General features: G+C 31.4%; 16 protein-coding genes. 11 read left to right on the top strand and 5 right to left on the bottom strand.

Annotation, left to right across the window (positions count from 1 at the left end; all coding sequences use genetic code 11):
• Nucleotides 1-237: 237 nt before the first annotated feature.
• The 10 genes from katG (at nucleotide 238) to BVC87_RS09520 (ending at nucleotide 10946) form a co-directional block, all read left to right on the top strand.
• A complete protein-coding gene (gene katG / locus BVC87_RS09565; RefSeq protein ID WP_075342149.1) occupies nucleotides 238-2439 on the top strand; it encodes a catalase/peroxidase HPI in 2202 nt (733 codons plus the stop codon).
• Nucleotides 2440-2629: 190 nt separating this feature from the next.
• Nucleotides 2630-3790 (top strand): hypothetical protein, encoded by a 1161-nt coding sequence (locus BVC87_RS09560; protein ID WP_075342148.1) that lies wholly within the window; start codon nucleotides 2630-2632, stop codon nucleotides 3788-3790.
• A gap of 90 nt (nucleotides 3791-3880) precedes the next feature.
• A complete protein-coding gene (locus BVC87_RS09555; protein ID WP_075342147.1) occupies nucleotides 3881-4189 on the top strand; it encodes a cation transporter in 309 nt (102 codons plus the stop codon).
• On the top strand, nucleotides 4180-4701 hold the full coding sequence (locus tag BVC87_RS09550) for a DUF6702 family protein (RefSeq protein ID WP_075342146.1): 522 nt from the start codon (nucleotides 4180-4182) through the stop codon (nucleotides 4699-4701). Before BVC87_RS09555 ends, BVC87_RS09550 begins: the two co-directional genes overlap by 10 nt.
• Before the next feature lie 11 nt (nucleotides 4702-4712).
• On the top strand, nucleotides 4713-5291 hold the full coding sequence (locus BVC87_RS09545; protein WP_075342145.1) for a HupE/UreJ family protein: 579 nt from the start codon (nucleotides 4713-4715) through the stop codon (nucleotides 5289-5291).
• Nucleotides 5292-5563: 272 nt separating this feature from the next.
• Nucleotides 5564-7243, top strand: coding sequence for a PhoX family protein (locus tag BVC87_RS09540; protein ID WP_075342144.1), 1680 nt, complete (start codon nucleotides 5564-5566; stop codon nucleotides 7241-7243).
• A 25-nt stretch (nucleotides 7244-7268) separates the two neighbouring features.
• The gene (locus tag BVC87_RS09535) at nucleotides 7269-8471 is read left to right on the top strand and encodes a GTP-binding protein (RefSeq protein ID WP_075342143.1); all 1203 of its coding nucleotides are present in this window, start codon (nucleotides 7269-7271) and stop codon (nucleotides 8469-8471) included.
• Nucleotides 8472-8495: 24 nt separating this feature from the next.
• Nucleotides 8496-9125 carry an ABC transporter ATP-binding protein gene (locus BVC87_RS09530; protein ID WP_075342142.1) on the top strand — a complete coding sequence of 210 codons (630 nt, stop codon included), beginning with the start codon at nucleotides 8496-8498 and terminating at the stop codon, nucleotides 9123-9125.
• Nucleotides 9125-10519 (top strand): ABC transporter permease, encoded by a 1395-nt coding sequence (locus tag BVC87_RS09525; protein WP_075342141.1) that lies wholly within the window; start codon nucleotides 9125-9127, stop codon nucleotides 10517-10519. The genes BVC87_RS09530 and BVC87_RS09525 overlap by 1 nt, the downstream gene beginning before the upstream one ends.
• Complete coding sequence (locus BVC87_RS09520; protein WP_075342140.1) at nucleotides 10509-10946, top strand: hypothetical protein; 438 nt, start codon at nucleotides 10509-10511, stop codon at nucleotides 10944-10946. Before BVC87_RS09525 ends, BVC87_RS09520 begins: the two co-directional genes overlap by 11 nt.
• Nucleotides 10947-10949: 3 nt before the next feature.
• Here the strand turns inward: BVC87_RS09520 and BVC87_RS09515 are convergent, their stop codons facing one another.
• The 5 genes from BVC87_RS09515 to BVC87_RS09495 form a co-directional block, all read right to left on the bottom strand.
• Nucleotides 10950-12113 carry a sigma-54-dependent transcriptional regulator gene (locus tag BVC87_RS09515; protein WP_075342139.1) on the bottom strand — a complete coding sequence of 388 codons (1164 nt, stop codon included), beginning with the start codon at nucleotides 12111-12113 and terminating at the stop codon, nucleotides 10950-10952.
• Between the two features lie 120 nt (nucleotides 12114-12233).
• Nucleotides 12234-12764 carry a hypothetical protein gene (locus tag BVC87_RS09510; protein WP_075342138.1) on the bottom strand — a complete coding sequence of 177 codons (531 nt, stop codon included), beginning with the start codon at nucleotides 12762-12764 and terminating at the stop codon, nucleotides 12234-12236.
• Nucleotides 12765-12784: 20 nt separating this feature from the next.
• Nucleotides 12785-13612 carry a mechanosensitive ion channel family protein gene (locus BVC87_RS09505; RefSeq protein WP_083629375.1) on the bottom strand — a complete coding sequence of 276 codons (828 nt, stop codon included), beginning with the start codon at nucleotides 13610-13612 and terminating at the stop codon, nucleotides 12785-12787.
• Nucleotides 13613-13623: 11 nt separating this feature from the next.
• Nucleotides 13624-14946 (bottom strand): ABC transporter permease, encoded by a 1323-nt coding sequence (locus BVC87_RS09500; protein WP_075342137.1) that lies wholly within the window; start codon nucleotides 14944-14946, stop codon nucleotides 13624-13626.
• Nucleotide 14947: 1 nt separating this feature from the next.
• Nucleotides 14948-15874, bottom strand: a complete 927-nt coding sequence (locus BVC87_RS09495) for an ABC transporter ATP-binding protein (protein WP_075342136.1) — start codon at nucleotides 15872-15874, stop codon at nucleotides 14948-14950.
• Between the two features lie 181 nt (nucleotides 15875-16055).
• Between BVC87_RS09495 and BVC87_RS09490 the strand changes: the two genes are divergently transcribed.
• Entirely contained in the window at nucleotides 16056-16517 is a 462-nt protein-coding gene (locus tag BVC87_RS09490) for a MarR family winged helix-turn-helix transcriptional regulator (RefSeq protein WP_075342135.1), read from the top strand.
• Nucleotides 16518-16533 lie beyond the last annotated feature (16 nt).

Here is a 16533-nt window from a genome sequence, read left to right as displayed (position 1 = left end):
CAAAAGTACTGTGTAATCTCCCCAGAACAAATGAAATTCTACAAGAAAATCCTATCTCATCATAAGAAATTTCAATACTAACCAAAACGCTTTTATCGTATCTTTATAAAACACTACAAAACAAACAAATAAATCAATCAAATAATTAAAAACTATTTAAATATAAAATATATAGATAAAAACAATCCAAGGTTTTGTCGTAGTTTTGAGCAAGAACAAACTTAAAATTCTATCATAATGAACGAAAGTAACAAACACACAGGAGATATTACTAAATGTCCTTTTCACAGTGCACAACAAAAACCAGCTGGTGGCGGAACTACCAATAGAGATTGGTGGCCAAATGAATTAAAACTAAACATATTACGTCAAAATGCAGTAAAGAATGACCCTATGGGTAATGATTTTAATTATGCTGAAGCTTTTAATAGTTTAGATTTTGCTGCTTTAAAACAAGATGTAATTGATTTAATGACAGATTCACAAGACTGGTGGCCTGCTGATTATGGACACTATGGAGGATTTATGATTCGTATGGCTTGGCATAGTGCTGGAACTTATCGTGTTGGTGATGGAAGAGGTGGTGCTGGATCTGGAACACATCGTTTTGCACCTTTAAACAGTTGGCCCGATAATGGAAATTTAGATAAGGCTCGTTTGTTACTATGGCCTGTAAAAAAGAAATATGGCAACAAAATTTCATGGGCTGATTTAATGATATTAGCAGGGAACTGTGCATTAGAATCTATGGGTTTCAAAACTTTTGGATTTGCCGGAGGAAGAGAAGATGTTTGGGAGCCAGAACAAGATATTTACTGGGGAAGTGAAAACCAATGGCTAGGTAATGATGAACGCTATGATACTAGCGATGGAGAATTAGAAGGACATTTAGGTGCTGTACATATGGGATTAATTTATGTAAATCCTGAAGGACCTAACGGTAATCCTGATCCGCTAAAATCTGCACATGACATAAAAATCACCTTTGCCCGTATGGCAATGAATGATGAAGAAACAGTTTCCTTAGTTGCTGGTGGACATACTTTTGGAAAAGCGCATGGTGCTGCTGATCCTGATAAATATGTCGGTGCAGAACCACATGGTGCTCCAATAGAACAAATGAGCTTGGGATGGAAAAACAGTTATGGAACTGGAGTGTTAGATGATGCTATTACAAGTGGTATTGAAGGCGCATGGACGCCAAATCCAACACAGTGGGACCATGACTACTTTGATGTTTTATTAAATTATGAATGGGAATTAACTAAGAGTCCTGCTGGCGCTCATCAGTGGACACCTACAGCAGCTTCTAATGCAAGAATGGCTCCTAAAGCAGGAGATCCTAACGGAAAACAAGCTTTAATGATGACCACTGCTGATATGGCTCTAAAAATAGATCCTGTTTACAGAGAAATTTCTGAACGTTTTCATAAAGATCACGCAGCTTTTGAAGATGCTTTTGCTCGTGCTTGGTTTAAACTAACACACAGAGATATGGGGCCAATAGATCGTTATTTAGGTCCTGAAGTTCCTTCTGAAGAATTAATTTGGCAAGACCCAATACCAAAAGTAAACTATACATTGAGCGGTGATGATATAGACAACTTAAAGAAATTAATTTTAGCTTCAGGTTTATCTGTTTCTGAATTGGTAAAAACAGCATGGGCTTCTGCTTCTACATACAGAGGTTCAGATAAGCGCGGTGGTGCTAATGGGGCAAGAATTCGTTTAGAGCCTCAAAGAAATTGGGAAGTAAATAACCCAACTGAATTACACAAAGTTTTAAATACACTAGAAGGTATTCAAAAAGAATTCAATGGTACTATCTCTATGGCTGATTTAATTGTATTAGCGGGTAATATTGGGATAGAAACTGCAGCAAAAAATGCGGGCTATGATATTTCAGTTCCTTTTTCTCAAGGAAGAGGTGATGCTACTCAAGAACAGACAGATATAGAATCATTTAGCCATTTAGAACCTTTAGCAGATGGATTTAGAAATTATATAAGTCCTAAGCTTAAAAATGTTGCTGATGAAGATGTATTAGTTGATAGAGCAAACCTATTAACATTGTCTATTCCTGAAATGACTGTTTTAGTGGGTGGATTACGTGTATTAGGTGGCAATTTCAATGGATCTCACCATGGTGTATTCACTGAAAATATTGGAAGCTTAACTAATGATTTTTTTACTAATATCTTAGATTTTTCTACTACTTGGAAAGCTACTTCAAGCGACGATAAAGAATTTATAGGTACTGATCGTGCTACTGGAGTTCAAAAATTTACAGGAACTAGAGCTGACCTAATCTTCGGATCTAATACAGAATTAAGAGCTATTTGTGAAGTATATGGTGCTGATGATGGACAAGAAAAATTTGTAAATGATTTTGTAAAAGCTTGGACTAAAGTGATGAATTTAGATCGTTTTGATCTCTAAAAAGATAATTTAATTTTAAAAAGGTCGGGATGTAGTATTCCGACCTTTTTAATTTAAAGCAAAAGATTTTAATTCCCTTTATATAAATGCCCTTTCATACTTACTTTTCATGTTAACGCAACATAGTAGCGTTAACATTGTTTTTTATATATTTGTTATGGGCAATAAAATAAAACACAAAAGAAATTTTATGAATACTCACGCTAACATGACGCAAGAGACTAAAAATCAATCAGTTTCTGCTACTAACTCTCAGAATTTGAATGGAGGTGTTCCTACCTTTCAGTTAGTGGATAATCGATCTGAAGCTGTTTCTCAAAGGAAACTGCAAGAGATTTACAGAAGTAGTCCCCTCCTTTCAAACGGTATTAATAACTCCTCGCCAGTTACTCAAAATCAAGTAATTCAAAAAAAAATTGACTGGAATTCAACTTCATTAAGATTTTCATTAGCTGAACCAGAAAAAAATGTAGATGGATTTGTCCGTACTTTAGAAAATATGTTTAATAATTATGGAGAAGGTTTTAAACCAATAATTAGAGAAGTGGTACAGTATGCAAATGATCATGGAAGTTGGACTATTGCTCGTGTGTTCGAACAAGTCAATTTTAGAGCCAAACAATTTGGATTACCCTACAATGATGCTGGATTTGGATTAACCGGAGTAACCTTGCCTACAAAACCTTCTAGTCAAAGAGATTTTGGGTTTCCCTCTCACACAAGGGCAGTAGCCACAATAGGAGGACAAGCATATGAACGAGAATCTAATCCAGAGAAGGGACACGCTGAAGAGCAATTGAAACCTCTACTTGAAAAATTAGCTAGTGAAGGAAGAATTGATGTAAACGAAGACACATTAATACTTACTATCAACAATTTCCCTTGTCTTGAGCGATGTGTGCCATTGATGTTAGAGCTTAAGACTAAATATCCATTTATGAGAATCAACTATGCGAATCCATATGGTGGAGAAGAATTTGATACTGCATTTAAAAAATTGAGGGAAGTAGGTATTGCTTTGGTTCCATTTGATCCCAGACTACAGATGAGTCCTGAAACCAAAGCTGGATTAACAGATGATCAATCAACCCGATTTAAAACAATGGCTTCATCTCGGGCTAAACATCCTACACCTATTCAATTAATTTACGAATACGAAGGAGAAGATATTCAAGGTGCTAAATTACCACCAGAAGTTAAAGATGAATTTGAATTTGATGTACTTAATGGGAAATTAAAAGAGGGAGATAGATTCGAGGTTAAAAGATCAGATGGACAATCTATTGTTTTTACATATTGGGGCTTTAATAGAGAAGGGAAATTAATAGTAAGAGTATTTAAATCGCAGTAATGCCCCATAATATAATCTAAACTGCATCAAAACGCAGTTTAGTAAAACCGAATTTAAATAATTGTTTAGTAATTGTAATGATATAAAATCATGGAAAAAATACTAGTTATAACTTCAATCATATTAATAATAGCTTCTTGTAACAGAATCGGGCCTGAAAAGAGAGTTTTAAATGTTTCTGAAAAAGATTCTGTGTTCGTAATGAGTATACCAAAAGCCGGCTGTAAAAACTGTCAAAAAGTAATTGAAGGTGGATTAGCCAAAGTAAAAGGTGTTAAACAAACTATACTCAACCTAAATTCTAAAGAAGTTTCTATTGCTTATAATCCAGAAGACACAAACTCTAAGATTCTAAAAAATAAAGTAACAAAATTAGCGCAAAATATACCATGCAAGTAATTCAATTGAAACGCAAACTTTATACATTTTGCTTACTATCTATACTATTCTTAAGCTTTTCATCATTTACACATCCTTTAAAGGTTACCGCTTCTCTTATAGAGTATAACTCTAAAGAAAAAAATATCAGGGTAGAATGTAAAGTGTTTATCGATGATTTTCTAATTGATATTGGTAGAGATATGAACGTGTCTAATTTAACTCAAAAAGATAAATCTGTAATTGAAAACTATTTTAAAGAGTTTTATGAAATTAAAGTTAATAATAGAAAAATACCTTTTAATTACGAAACCTCTGAAGTTCAAGAATCCTATAATGTATTGACCATAAAATTTTCCAAAAGTGATTTAGTACTTAAAAAAGGAGATAAAATAAACATAAAGAATACGCTGCTTTTTAGTGCTTTTGGTTACTTACAATCTAATAGAATCGAGTTACGCTTTAAGCCATTCTTTGCTTCAAAATATGTTGAAAGCACTAAAGTTGATAATTCTTTCTCATATACTTTTTAATATTTATTACTATGGATAATTTTACTACTTTCTTTACTAATGGTTGGCATCATATTGTAGATATTAATGCTTATGATCATTTATTGTTTGTAATGACACTATGTGCTGCTTTTAAACTTAATCAATGGAAACAGATTCTTATAATCATTACAGCTTTTACTATAGGACACAGTGTAACATTAGTAATTAGTGCATTAGGGTTTATCCCAGATAATCCAAAGATCATAGACCTTCTTATTCCTTTTACCATCATGATTACTGCTATTAGTAATATAAAGAACTATCAAAAAGAAGGAAGATTTTCTAATAAAAATGTGAAATATTTAATTGCTTTAGTTTTTGGTTTAATACATGGATTAGCGTTTGCTTCAAATTTTAAAGTAATGATGTTTAATAGTAATATAATTAAACCTTTATTTGCTTTTAATTTAGGTATAGAAGTAGGTCAACTATTTATTGTTGCAATTTTTACTGCATTATTATTTGTATATTCAAAAATTCTAAAAGGAAACCACTCAACATGGAACATTTTTGTTTCTGGAGCTGGTTTTGGAATCGCTGCAACAATATTTATTGGAGCTTTACAATAAAATATAGTACAGAATTTCCACACCATAAATCAACTAACTTTATATAAATACTCCTTTATTATTTTTAATATTAGGAGTATTTATTTTTTCAATTAATTCCTCTAGTTTTACTGAACCTTAAATTTTGTTAAACTAAATCGCAACTTAGTTGCAATAAAAGTATTATCCATACATTTGCGTGGTAATTAAAGATTAATTTAAGACGATTTTTTAATCATTAACTTAAGTAAGTTCATTAGTTAAAAAATCAACCATATTAAAACAGTTTCATTTTGGGATACGATAGAAGAAAATTTATTTCATTTTTAGGCAAAGCAGGAATAGGGGTAGTAGTCGCTCCTCCCCTTTTATCAAGTTGTGGTAATACAACAACACCTTCTAAACCTGAAGCACTTGCAGAAGTTTATCTTACTAAACTTAAAGAAGTTGTTTTAAAAAATTTAGCCCCATCTGATAAAGATGATTTACTATTAACCGAAGGTTTAGAGTATCATACAATAATTAAATGGGGAGATCCTATTTCTAATTCAGATACTTTTGGTTTTAATAATGATTTTACGTGTTTTATTCCATTAGATAAAAATAATCCTAAAGATGGTTTACTATGGGTTAATCATGAATATATAAATCCACTTTTTGTATCTGATTTTGACTATAGAGCTTATGAAAATCCGTCGAAGCATAGAACTGTAGAGCAAGTAGATAAAGAAATGTATGCCGTTGGAGGAACTATAGTTAGAATAAAAGAAACAAATGGGAAATGGGAAATTGTAAAAAATGATCCATTAAATAGACGTATCACCGCTCAAACACCAATACAGTTAAACTGGGATTCTCCTATCAAAGGAGCTACAACAGTAAAAGGTACATTAGCCAACTGTTCTGGTGGAATTACTCCTTGGAATACCTTCATCACTTGTGAGGAAAATTATGACGGTTTTTTTGGAGAAATTGAATATGAGGAAAATAATAAAGAAAAACATAGAACAGGCTGGTATGGTTGGGAACAGTTCTACAATTATCCTCCTGAACATTATGGCTGGGTAGTAGAAATAGATCCTAAAACGGGGGCTGCTCAAAAACATATTGCACTAGGAAGATTTGCACATGAATGTTGTACTTTATTTGAACTTAAAGACAAACGTGTTGTAGCCTATACAGGGGATGATAAAAATAATGAACACTTATATAAATTTATTTCATCTAAACCAGGTTCTTTAAAAGAAGGAACTCTTTATGTTGCAGACACTATCAACGGTAAATGGTTGCCACTAGATTGGGAAAACCAACCTATTCTAAAAGAAAAATTTAAAGATCAAACTGAAGTCTTAATTCGAGCTAGAGAAGTTTCAAAATTATTAGGAGCTACTGAATTAAACAGGCCAGAAGACATTGAAATAGACCCTGTAACAGGTAATATTCTTGTTACTCTTACAAATAATAAAGAAAAAAATGACTTTCACGGTTCCATCATGAAAATAGAAGAAAGTAATGGTGCTTTCGATGCCTTAACTTTTAAAGCATCTACATATATTGCAGGTGGAGAAGAAAATGGTTTCTCATGTCCTGATAACTTGGCATTTGATTTATCTGGAAACTTATGGATGACAACTGACATGTCAGGAAGTTCAATGAATAAAGAGGACAAACCATACATGCCATTTAAAAATAATGGTTTATTTCTTATTCCTAGATACGGAAAAGATGCTGGAAAGGTTATTCGTGTTGCTTCTGCACCAAGAGATGCTGAGTTAACCGGACCTTGGTTTTCTCCAGATGGAAAAACATTATTTTTAAGTGTACAACATCCAGGTGAGCAAACCAAAGACATCAAAAATCCAACAAGTACATGGCCATTTGATGAAGATAATATTCCTAAATCTGCTGTAGTAGCTATACAAGGAGATTTAATCGAAAAAATGAATAAATTAAGTGAGTTGGAAACTGAATAGTTTCTACTAGACTAAAAGTATACACATGAAAAAATTACCTGTAACAGTATTAAGTGGTTTCCTTGGAGCTGGAAAAACTACATTATTAAATCATATTTTACACAATAAGGAAGGTTTAAAAGTAGCTGTTATTGTAAACGATATGAGCGAAGTTAATATTGATGCTCAATTTATTGAAAATGAAAATACACTTTCAAGAACAGAAGAAAAGTTAGTAGAAATGTCTAACGGTTGTATCTGCTGTACATTGAGAGAAGATTTAATGGTTGAAGTGGAAAAACTAGCTTCACAAAATAAATTCGACTACTTAATTATAGAAAGTACAGGAATTAGTGAACCTATTCCTGTAGCACAAACATTTAGTTTTGAGAGTGAAGATGGAGCAATCGATTTGAGCCGTTTTAGCTATGTAGATACAATGGTTACAGTTGTCGATGCATTTAACTTTTTGAAAGATTTTTCAAGCTCTGATTATTTAGCTACACGAGAGTTAACTAATATCGAAGGAGATGATAGAACTATTGTAAACTTATTGACAGATCAAATAGAATTTGCTAATGTTATTCTTTTGAATAAAACCGATTTGGTATCAAAAGAAAATTTGGAATTACTTAGTGCCATTATTCAAAAGTTAAATCCTGAAGCTAGAATTATTCCAACAAGTCAATCTAAAGTTGATTTAAATGAAGTAATTAATACAAACTTATTTGATTACGAAAAAGCTGAAGCTTCTGCGGGTTGGATTAAAGAATTAGAAAACGAACATGTTCCAGAAACGGAAGAATATGGAATTAGCTCTTTTGTTTTTAGAAGCAGTAAGCCATTTCATCCCAATCGATTCTTAAATTATTTAAATCAAAAATTCCCGCAAAATATTATCAGAAGTAAGGGGTTATTTTGGTTAGCTTCAAGAAAAGATCAGGCATTAATATGGAGTTCCGCTGGGGGATCTTGTAAAGTTGATAGTGCAGGAGTTTGGTGGGCAAGTATGCCTTTTTCTGAACGAGTAAATTATGGAGCTTTTATAGAGAATAGAGAGCAAATAGAAGGAGAATGGGACGCAGATTTTGGTGATCGTAAAAACGAACTAGTTTTTATAGGTCAACAATTAGAAAAAGAAGAAATGATTACTGATCTAAATGAATGTTTACTAACCGATGAAGAAGTTGAATTATGGAAGACACAGTTATTTCCTCAAGAAGATCAGTGGCCAATACAATATGTATAACTAATACTAGTTCTATCTAATTAAATGATTCAAACAGAAAACCTCAGATTTCAATATCAAAATAGTAGCGAACTATTTCATTTTCCTAATATTAATTTAAGTCCAAAAGAAGATTTACTTATTTTGGGTAAATCAGGTATTGGAAAAACTACTTTTCTACATCTACTAGCTGGATTACTTAAACCTACTGAAGGAAAAGTAATCATAGATGATACTGAAATACAACTTTTATCAAATAATAAATTAGATCAATTTAGAGGAAAAAATATCGGACTTGTTTTTCAAAAAAAACATGCCATTCAATCTTTGTGTGTTTTTAAAAATTTACAAGCGCGTCTTTTCTTTAGCAAGTCTAAAGTACAAAACAAAGACATTGAATCATTATTAGATCAACTAGAAATATTAGAATACAAGAATAGTAATATAAATAAACTTAGTGAAGGGCAATTACAACGATTAAGTATTGCCATGGCAGTGATACATAAACCTAAAATTTTATTGGCAGACGAACCTACATCTAGTTTGGACGATGAAACTTGTAAAATTGTAATAGAATTACTAAAACAACAAGCGAAACAAACACAAGCAAGCTTGATTGTAATTACACACGATCATAGGATAAAGTCTTACTTTCAAAACCAAATAAACTTATGATGAATGTATGGAAAATGAGTTTAGAAAATATAAAATCTAAACCATTATATACTTTTATTAGTGTCTTCACTCTTACTTTAAGTATCGCTTTATTGTTAGGAATACAACAACTAAAATCTTCTTTTAAATACCAAACGGAAAATAATTTAGGAGAAATAGATGTAGTAGTTGGTGCCAAAGGAAGTCCATTACAATTGGTATTAGCATCTGTATTACACTTAGATGATCCTACAGGAAATATTTCTTATAAGGAAGCAAAAAAAATAGCAAAAAATCCTATGATAGGATCTGCTGTACCAATTTCTTACGGAGACAATTATAAAGGATATAGAATTGTTGGAACATCTGATCAATTTACATCATTATATGGAGGTGAGTTAGCGACAGGAAAAAAAATCAATAAAAGCCTAGAAGCTATCATAGGTTCTACCGTTGCCAATAAGCTCAACCTTTCAGTAGGAGATACTTTTTTAAGTTCTCATGGATTAATTGAAAATGAAATTGATGTACATGAAGAGGTATTTACTGTTGTTGGTATTTTAAAACCGACATATAAAGTAATTGATCGATTAATAATTACAAAATTAGAAAGTATTTGGGACGTTCACGACCATCATGATCATGAAAATGAAGAACATGATAAAAATGAAGAACATTCTGATGAATACAAAAATCATGAAGAACACAAAGACCATGACGATCATGAAGAACATTCCGATGAACACAAAAATCATGAAGAGCACAAAGACCATGACGATCATGAAGAACATTCTGATGAACACAAAAATCATACAGAACATAAAGACCATGACGATGATGAAGAACATTCTGATGAGCATGAAGAGGACCAAGAAATCACTTCTCTATTAATTTCCTTTAAGAATCCAAGAGGAATTTTAACATTACCAAGAAAAATTAACCAACAAACAAATATGCAAGCTGCTTTACCAAAATTTGAAATGGATAAGCTCTATGCTTACACGGGAATTGGTTTCAAAACGATTACTTGGATTGCTTATTTAATTTTATTTATAGCTGGTTTAACTATTTTTATTAGTCTTTACAAAATGGTTAAAGATCGTGCATTTGATTTAGCTCTATTAAGAACATACGGAGCTAGTAATGCACAATTGATAAAAATGGTAACCTATGAAGGTTTTATCATTGTATTCACTGCTTTTGGATTGGGAGTTATTGTAATTAAAATAATTTTAAAGCTTTTATTAAACACTTTTAAAGTAGGTCATCAGCAGAGTATGCTACAAGGTTTATCCTTTACAGATACGTACCCAATAGCTTTATTAGTGCTTATATTAGCAATAATTTCCATAAGTTTGTCTGTGTATCCAATTTTAAAAATGAAAATTTCAACAATATTGAGTAATGAAAAATAGTATTGTAATCATATTTCTTTTTGTATCTGTAGCGCCAGTATTTGCTCAGAAAAACATTACATGGGAAGATCTTTCTAAAGTAACATTTACCGAAAAATATTTTAAGAAATATGACGATTACTTTTTACATCCTACGTTTTCTGAATCTGTTAAAAATTTAGAAGGAAAACGTATTAGTATTACAGGATATTTTTTAAATCTAGCCCCTAATGGAGCTATTTATATTCTCTCGAAAGGGCCTATGGCTTCATGTTATTTTTGTGGAGTTGGAGGACCTGAAACTGCAGTGGAGCTTCAATTTCCTTCTAAACAACCTTATGAAACAGATACTATAGTAACTGTAACTGGAGTATTAAGCTTAAACGATAGTGACGTAGAACATTTTAACTATATACTCTCTGATTGTAAAGTAACTATTGTAGAATAATAGTTACTTACTTGCAAATAATTTTACATCATTATCTGAAACTTCTTTTTCTCCAAGAATAATTAAACGTTCTACTACATTGCGTAATTCTCTAATATTACCTGTCCAGTCGTATTCTTGTAATAATTTAATAGCCTTGCTTGAAAACTCCTTTTTAGGATTCCCTTGCTCTTTTGCAATCTTATCTGCAAAGAAATCTACCAATAACGGAATATCTTCTCTCCTATCATTCAATGCTGGAACTTTAATTAAAATAACAGCTAAACGATGGTATAAATCTTCTCTAAATCGTCCTTCAGCAATTTCTTTTTTCAGATCCTTGTTAGTAGCCGCTAATACACGAACATTTACTTTAATGTCCTTATCAGAACCAACTCTAGAAATTCTATTTTCTTGAAGCGCTCTTAGCACTTTAGCTTGAGCTGACAAACTCATATCTCCTATTTCATCTAAGAAAATAGTTCCTCCATTAGCCGCTTCAAATTTACCTGCTCTATCTTTATTTGCTCCAGTAAAACTACCTTTTACATGACCAAACAATTCGCTTTCTATTAACTCAGAAGGAATAGCCGCACAATTAACTTCTATCATTGGAGCTTTAGCTCTATCTGATTTTTCATGTAACCAATGCGCTACTAATTCTTTTCCTGTTCCATTTGGTCCAGTAATTAATACCCTAGCATCCGTGGCTGCAACTTTTTCTATGATTTCTTTAATATGAGTTATGGCATCACTTTCACCAATCATCTCATAATTTTTACTCACTTTCTTTTTTAAACGCTTATTCTCTACGACTAACTCTTTTCTATCAAGAGCATTTCTTACCGTATTTAATAATCGATTTAAATCTGGTGGTTTAGAAATATAATCAAAAGCACCAAGACGCATTGTATTTACAGCAGTATCTAAATCACCATGGCCTGAAATCATAACCATTGGGATTTCTGGTTTTATTTTTCGCGCTTTTTCAAGTACCTCAACACCATCCATTTTTGGCATTTTAATATCACATAGCACCAAATCGTAATCGTTATTTTTAATTAACTCGATTCCTGCTAAACCATCTTCAGCTTCTTCTACTTGATAAGCATCATTCTCTTCTGAAATAATTTTTTTTAATACTCTACGAATTGCAGCTTCGTCTTCTATGATTAATATTTTAGACATATTATTTGTGTACTTTTCTTTAAATTTAAATCTATTTAGGGATTCTATAAAGTTCTAATCAATAAACATTCCATTTATTAAAAAAACAAAGAAATCATATTTTTATAATTCATAAATATTTTATTCTTCAAAATTTTTCATTTCTATCACTTTATTTTCTCCTTCAATCAACTCAACACGTCGCATAATACCTCCACCTGTTTCATCCCAAAGCATAAAAGCAATTACATAATAGGTTCCAGCAGGTAAATCCTTGTATTCAAACTCACCTTCTGAGTTACACATAGTTTTTTTAGTATCGTGATATCCTTTAGGATCTGGAGTAAACTTTGGTACTCCATCTTCTATATACACAAAATCACCATTCTTATTCTTATAAATATGAGATAATCGCTCTTTTGTATATGCACTATACGGCTGTAATTCTATTCTAAACTCTTTTCCAAATCGTACAACCCCGCCTTTAGATTTAAACTTTGCTATTCCTTGAATTGAAGCAGTACCTTTATCTTTAAACCATTTTACCTCTTCTTCTTTAAACGGGCTTTTAATTTCAACAGCCTCTGTTTTATTTTCATCCTTATTTTTTTCTGTTGGTTTACACCCTGTAATGAAAATTGAGAATACAAAAAGGTAAAATTGAAATTTCATATCGTTAAGTTTAAAGTTAGTTATTGTCTGGTATATAAGTGTACATCTCTTTGAGGAAAAGGAATACTAATATTATGTTCTCTAAATAATTCTTCTATTCTAAAACGTAAATCACTCTGGATAACAGCTAACTGAAAACTATTATGAATAGTAAAGATCAGTTCAAAATCTAGTGAACTGTCTCCAAAATCTTTAAATAAAACTAGAGGTTCTGGACTCTTTAAAATCTGTTTATGCTCTTCCGCAGTTTGTAGTAATATTTTTTTTACCAATTGAACATCTGTACCGTAAGCAACACCAACCTTAACTGTACTTTTGGTTTTACTTCCATTTTGAGTCCAATTGTATAAACTATTTTTTAAATACATGTGATTAGGAATCACCAGTACTTTGTTTTCTATAGTTACAGCTCTGGTAGTCCTTAGCTTAATCTCTACTACTCTACCTACTTTTCCATCAATTTCAATATAATCTCCTACATGAACACTCTGATCCATGATAATGAAAATTCCAGAAATTATATCTTGAAAAAAAGTCTGGAGCGCCAAACCAACACCAATCAGTAAAGCTGTTGATGCAGCAAATACAGCGGTGATTTGAACTCCAGAACTTTGTAAAGTAATTAAGAAAATAATTATGTACAATAACCATTTCCCAAAGGAAAAAACAGTATCAAATTTATTTTTGTCTTGAGCCTGTAATTTCCCTTTTATATATTTTTGAAATATTTTTAAGAAAAAGGATGCTAACATAATCACAGCTACAAGAATGAGCAGTGATTTTACACTAATACTTATATGATCATTGTAGTGAAATGTATAGTTTAATATTTTATGAACCTCTTTCATTTATTATTGTATCATGCGCTATAACGGATCCATTTCCATAAATCCTTATATGTTGTTTTTTTACCGTACATTAAAATTCCTACTCTATATATCTTAGATGCTAGCCATACTACAGCAAGAAAAGTGAGTACTAAAATAAGCATTGATACTAAAATTTCCCACCAAGCAACCCCAAAAGGCACTCTCATTAACATTACTATCGGTGAAGTGAATGGAATATGAGAAAAAATTACTGAAATTGGTCCATGCGGATCATCAATTACTGTAAAAGCCCCAACGTATACTCCTAACATTAAAGGCAACATTATTGGCATCATAAATTGCTGTGTATCTGTTTCACTATCTACCGCAGCTCCTACAGCAGCAAATAACGAACTATATAGCATGTATCCACCCAAGAAATAAAAGATAAATAACAAGAATAATTTTAAAATTGGTAGTTTATATAACTCTTGAATTAATATTTGAACTTTATCATTCCCCATAGATTCTATAGCCTGTGTTTGCTCAGGTGATAAATTAGCTTGTTGCATTCCACCCATATCAAACCCAAACACTACAGATGCAATAGTACTAAGCGTAAATAACAAAATCCCCCAAATAAAAAACTGTAAAATTCCAGCAGAAGCATTACCTATAATTTTACCTAGCATGAGTTGAAAAGGCTTTACCGAAGAAACAATAACCTCGATAATTCTACTGGTTTTCTCTTCAATTACACTTCGCATCACAGCAGCTCCATAAATAATAACAAACATCATTAATAAATATCCTGCTACGGTACCAGCTGCAATTTTAATTCCATTAGCTAATTTAGATGTTTTCTCTCCAGAAAAATTAAATAATTTAATATCAGATTTAATTCTAGATAATTTTATTTTCTGTTCATCAATACCCAGCTTTTGCATTTTCAAACCCCTCAATTTTGTATTGACTTTACTTTCTAAACTCCCAATTACACTTAAACCAGGTGTATCTTTTGAATAAAACTCTATAGAATTTGCTAATGTTTCTAAACTATCTATTTTAGGGATATGTAGCATTCCATAATGATTTCCTTCTTCTACTTTCTTTTTTGTTTCATCTACTCCTAATTTTGTGAAATCTACATACTTTATAGTTTTAGTACTTTTAAAATCTTGATCTAAAAACAAACCTGATTCGTCTACATATACTATTTCTTTTACCTTATCATCGTTCTTTTTTGTTAAAAATGCTACTAAACCAATCATGGCAATTGCAATAACAGGACTTAAAAATGTCATTAAAATGAATGACTTGTTTTTAACCTTAGCTATAAATTCACGTGCTATTATTAATTTTAACTTATTCATTTTAATTTGTTTTGTTTACAGTTTCGATAAAAATATCATTTGCACTTGGCACTAACTCTACAAAATGATTTACTTCTCCATTAGCCGTAAGAAACGACAATAGATCATTTGCAGTATTACTCTTTAGTTTCACATTCAGTTTTAAACCTTCGTTTAATGATTTAAAGTTTGCCGGACTTATATCAAAGTTTTGTTTTAACTGTAATTTCACCTCTTCTGCTCTATCAGTTTTTAATCCAATCTCAAAAACATTAGTCCTATACTGGCGCTTGATATCATCCAGCTTTCCATCTAAAATTTTATTAGACTTATTGATCAAAGCAATATAATCACACATTTCCTCCACACTTTCCATTCTATGTGTTGAAAAAATAATAGTTGCTCCTTCATCTCTAAGTTGAAGAATTTCTTTAGCTATTAATTGTGCGTTTATAGGATCGAAACCAGAAAAGGGTTCGTCAAAAATTAATAATTTAGGTTCATGTAATACCGTTACTATAAACTGAACTTTTTGAGCCATTCCTTTTGAAAGTTCTTCAATTTTTTTATTCCACCAGGCTCCAATATCAAATTTATCAAACCAATACTTCAGTTTCTTTTTTGCTTCAGATTTACTCATCCCTTTTAATTGAGCTAAATATAAAGCCTGATCTCCTACTTTCATAGATTTATATAAACCTCTTTCTTCTGGTAGATAACCTATGTGTTCAATATGATGTGGTGCTAACTTTTCTCCATCTAAAATTATTTCACCACTATCTGGCATTGTAATCTGATTAATAATTCTAATCAAAGATGTTTTTCCTGCACCATTTGGTCCTAATAAACCAAAAACACTTCCTTTTGGAATGTGCATCGATACATCATTTAATGCAGTGTAACCTCCATATTGTTTTACTACATTGTTAATTTCTAATAAATTATTCATTGATTTTTGGTTATTGAGCTGTAATCTTCAATTACAAACTTACATTTTTTCAAATAGTTAGTACATCTTACTAAACAAATGTTACAAATTAATTTAATGTTAAAAAATTACTATGCACGCATAATTTATTTCAATTTATTATGCATGCATAATAAATTTTCTTATCTTTGGAATCGAGAATATGGATAAAAGTAAATCAATTGATCATCAATTAAGAGCAACTTGGCAAGCTGTTGCCAAAATGTATAATGAGCAAGCCTCTAAGCATGACAGCACTATGGCTATGGCTTTTGTACTGCTTAATATTGATTTTGAAGATGGAACTCCTTCAACTGCTCTTGGTCCCCTCATGGGAATGGAACCTACAAGTCTTTCTAGAATTTTAAAATCTATGGAAGACAAAAAACTTATTCTAAGAGAGAAAAACCCAGACGATGGTAGGAGTGTAATTATCAAGCTAACTAAGTTTGGTAAACAAAAAAGAGAAATTTCTAAAGGTTATGTATACCAATTTAATAATAAGGTACGTGAAAGTTTAACCGATAATGAAATCAAAACATTTTTTAAAATAACTGAAATCATAAACAAACTTATAGCTGAAAAAAAGATATACAACGATGATATGTCTTCTACAGCTGTATAAATCAAACCTATTCAAG

Origin of the sequence: Tenacibaculum agarivorans (assembly GCF_001936575.1) — a bacterium.
GTDB lineage: Bacteria > Bacteroidota > Bacteroidia > Flavobacteriales > Flavobacteriaceae > Polaribacter > Polaribacter agarivorans.
Note: the sequence above shows the minus strand (reverse complement) of the source record. Positions and strands in the feature narration are given on the sequence as shown.

What these genes read in the sequence shown, in the direction of transcription:
- BVC87_RS09560 (WP_075342148.1), top strand. Translation starts at nt 2,630, where the DNA reads ATGAATACTCACGCTAACATGACGCAAGAGACTAAAAATCAATCAGTT.
- BVC87_RS09505 (WP_083629375.1), bottom strand. Translation starts at nt 13,612, where the DNA reads ATGAAAGAGGTTCATAAAATATTAAACTATACATTTCACTACAATGAT.
- BVC87_RS09530 (WP_075342142.1), top strand. Translation starts at nt 8,496, where the DNA reads ATGATTCAAACAGAAAACCTCAGATTTCAATATCAAAATAGTAGCGAA.
- BVC87_RS09555 (WP_075342147.1), top strand. Translation starts at nt 3,881, where the DNA reads ATGGAAAAAATACTAGTTATAACTTCAATCATATTAATAATAGCTTCT.
- BVC87_RS09515 (WP_075342139.1), bottom strand. Translation starts at nt 12,113, where the DNA reads ATGTCTAAAATATTAATCATAGAAGACGAAGCTGCAATTCGTAGAGTA.
- BVC87_RS09495 (WP_075342136.1), bottom strand. Translation starts at nt 15,874, where the DNA reads ATGAATAATTTATTAGAAATTAACAATGTAGTAAAACAATATGGAGGT.
- BVC87_RS09520 (WP_075342140.1), top strand. Translation starts at nt 10,509, where the DNA reads ATGAAAAATAGTATTGTAATCATATTTCTTTTTGTATCTGTAGCGCCA.
- BVC87_RS09500 (WP_075342137.1), bottom strand. Translation starts at nt 14,946, where the DNA reads ATGAATAAGTTAAAATTAATAATAGCACGTGAATTTATAGCTAAGGTT.
- BVC87_RS09550 (WP_075342146.1), top strand. Translation starts at nt 4,180, where the DNA reads ATGCAAGTAATTCAATTGAAACGCAAACTTTATACATTTTGCTTACTA.
- BVC87_RS09490 (WP_075342135.1), top strand. Translation starts at nt 16,056, where the DNA reads ATGGATAAAAGTAAATCAATTGATCATCAATTAAGAGCAACTTGGCAA.
- BVC87_RS09535 (WP_075342143.1), top strand. Translation starts at nt 7,269, where the DNA reads ATGAAAAAATTACCTGTAACAGTATTAAGTGGTTTCCTTGGAGCTGGA.
- BVC87_RS09510 (WP_075342138.1), bottom strand. Translation starts at nt 12,764, where the DNA reads ATGAAATTTCAATTTTACCTTTTTGTATTCTCAATTTTCATTACAGGG.
- BVC87_RS09545 (WP_075342145.1), top strand. Translation starts at nt 4,713, where the DNA reads ATGGATAATTTTACTACTTTCTTTACTAATGGTTGGCATCATATTGTA.
- katG (WP_075342149.1), top strand. Translation starts at nt 238, where the DNA reads ATGAACGAAAGTAACAAACACACAGGAGATATTACTAAATGTCCTTTT.
- BVC87_RS09525 (WP_075342141.1), top strand. Translation starts at nt 9,125, where the DNA reads ATGAATGTATGGAAAATGAGTTTAGAAAATATAAAATCTAAACCATTA.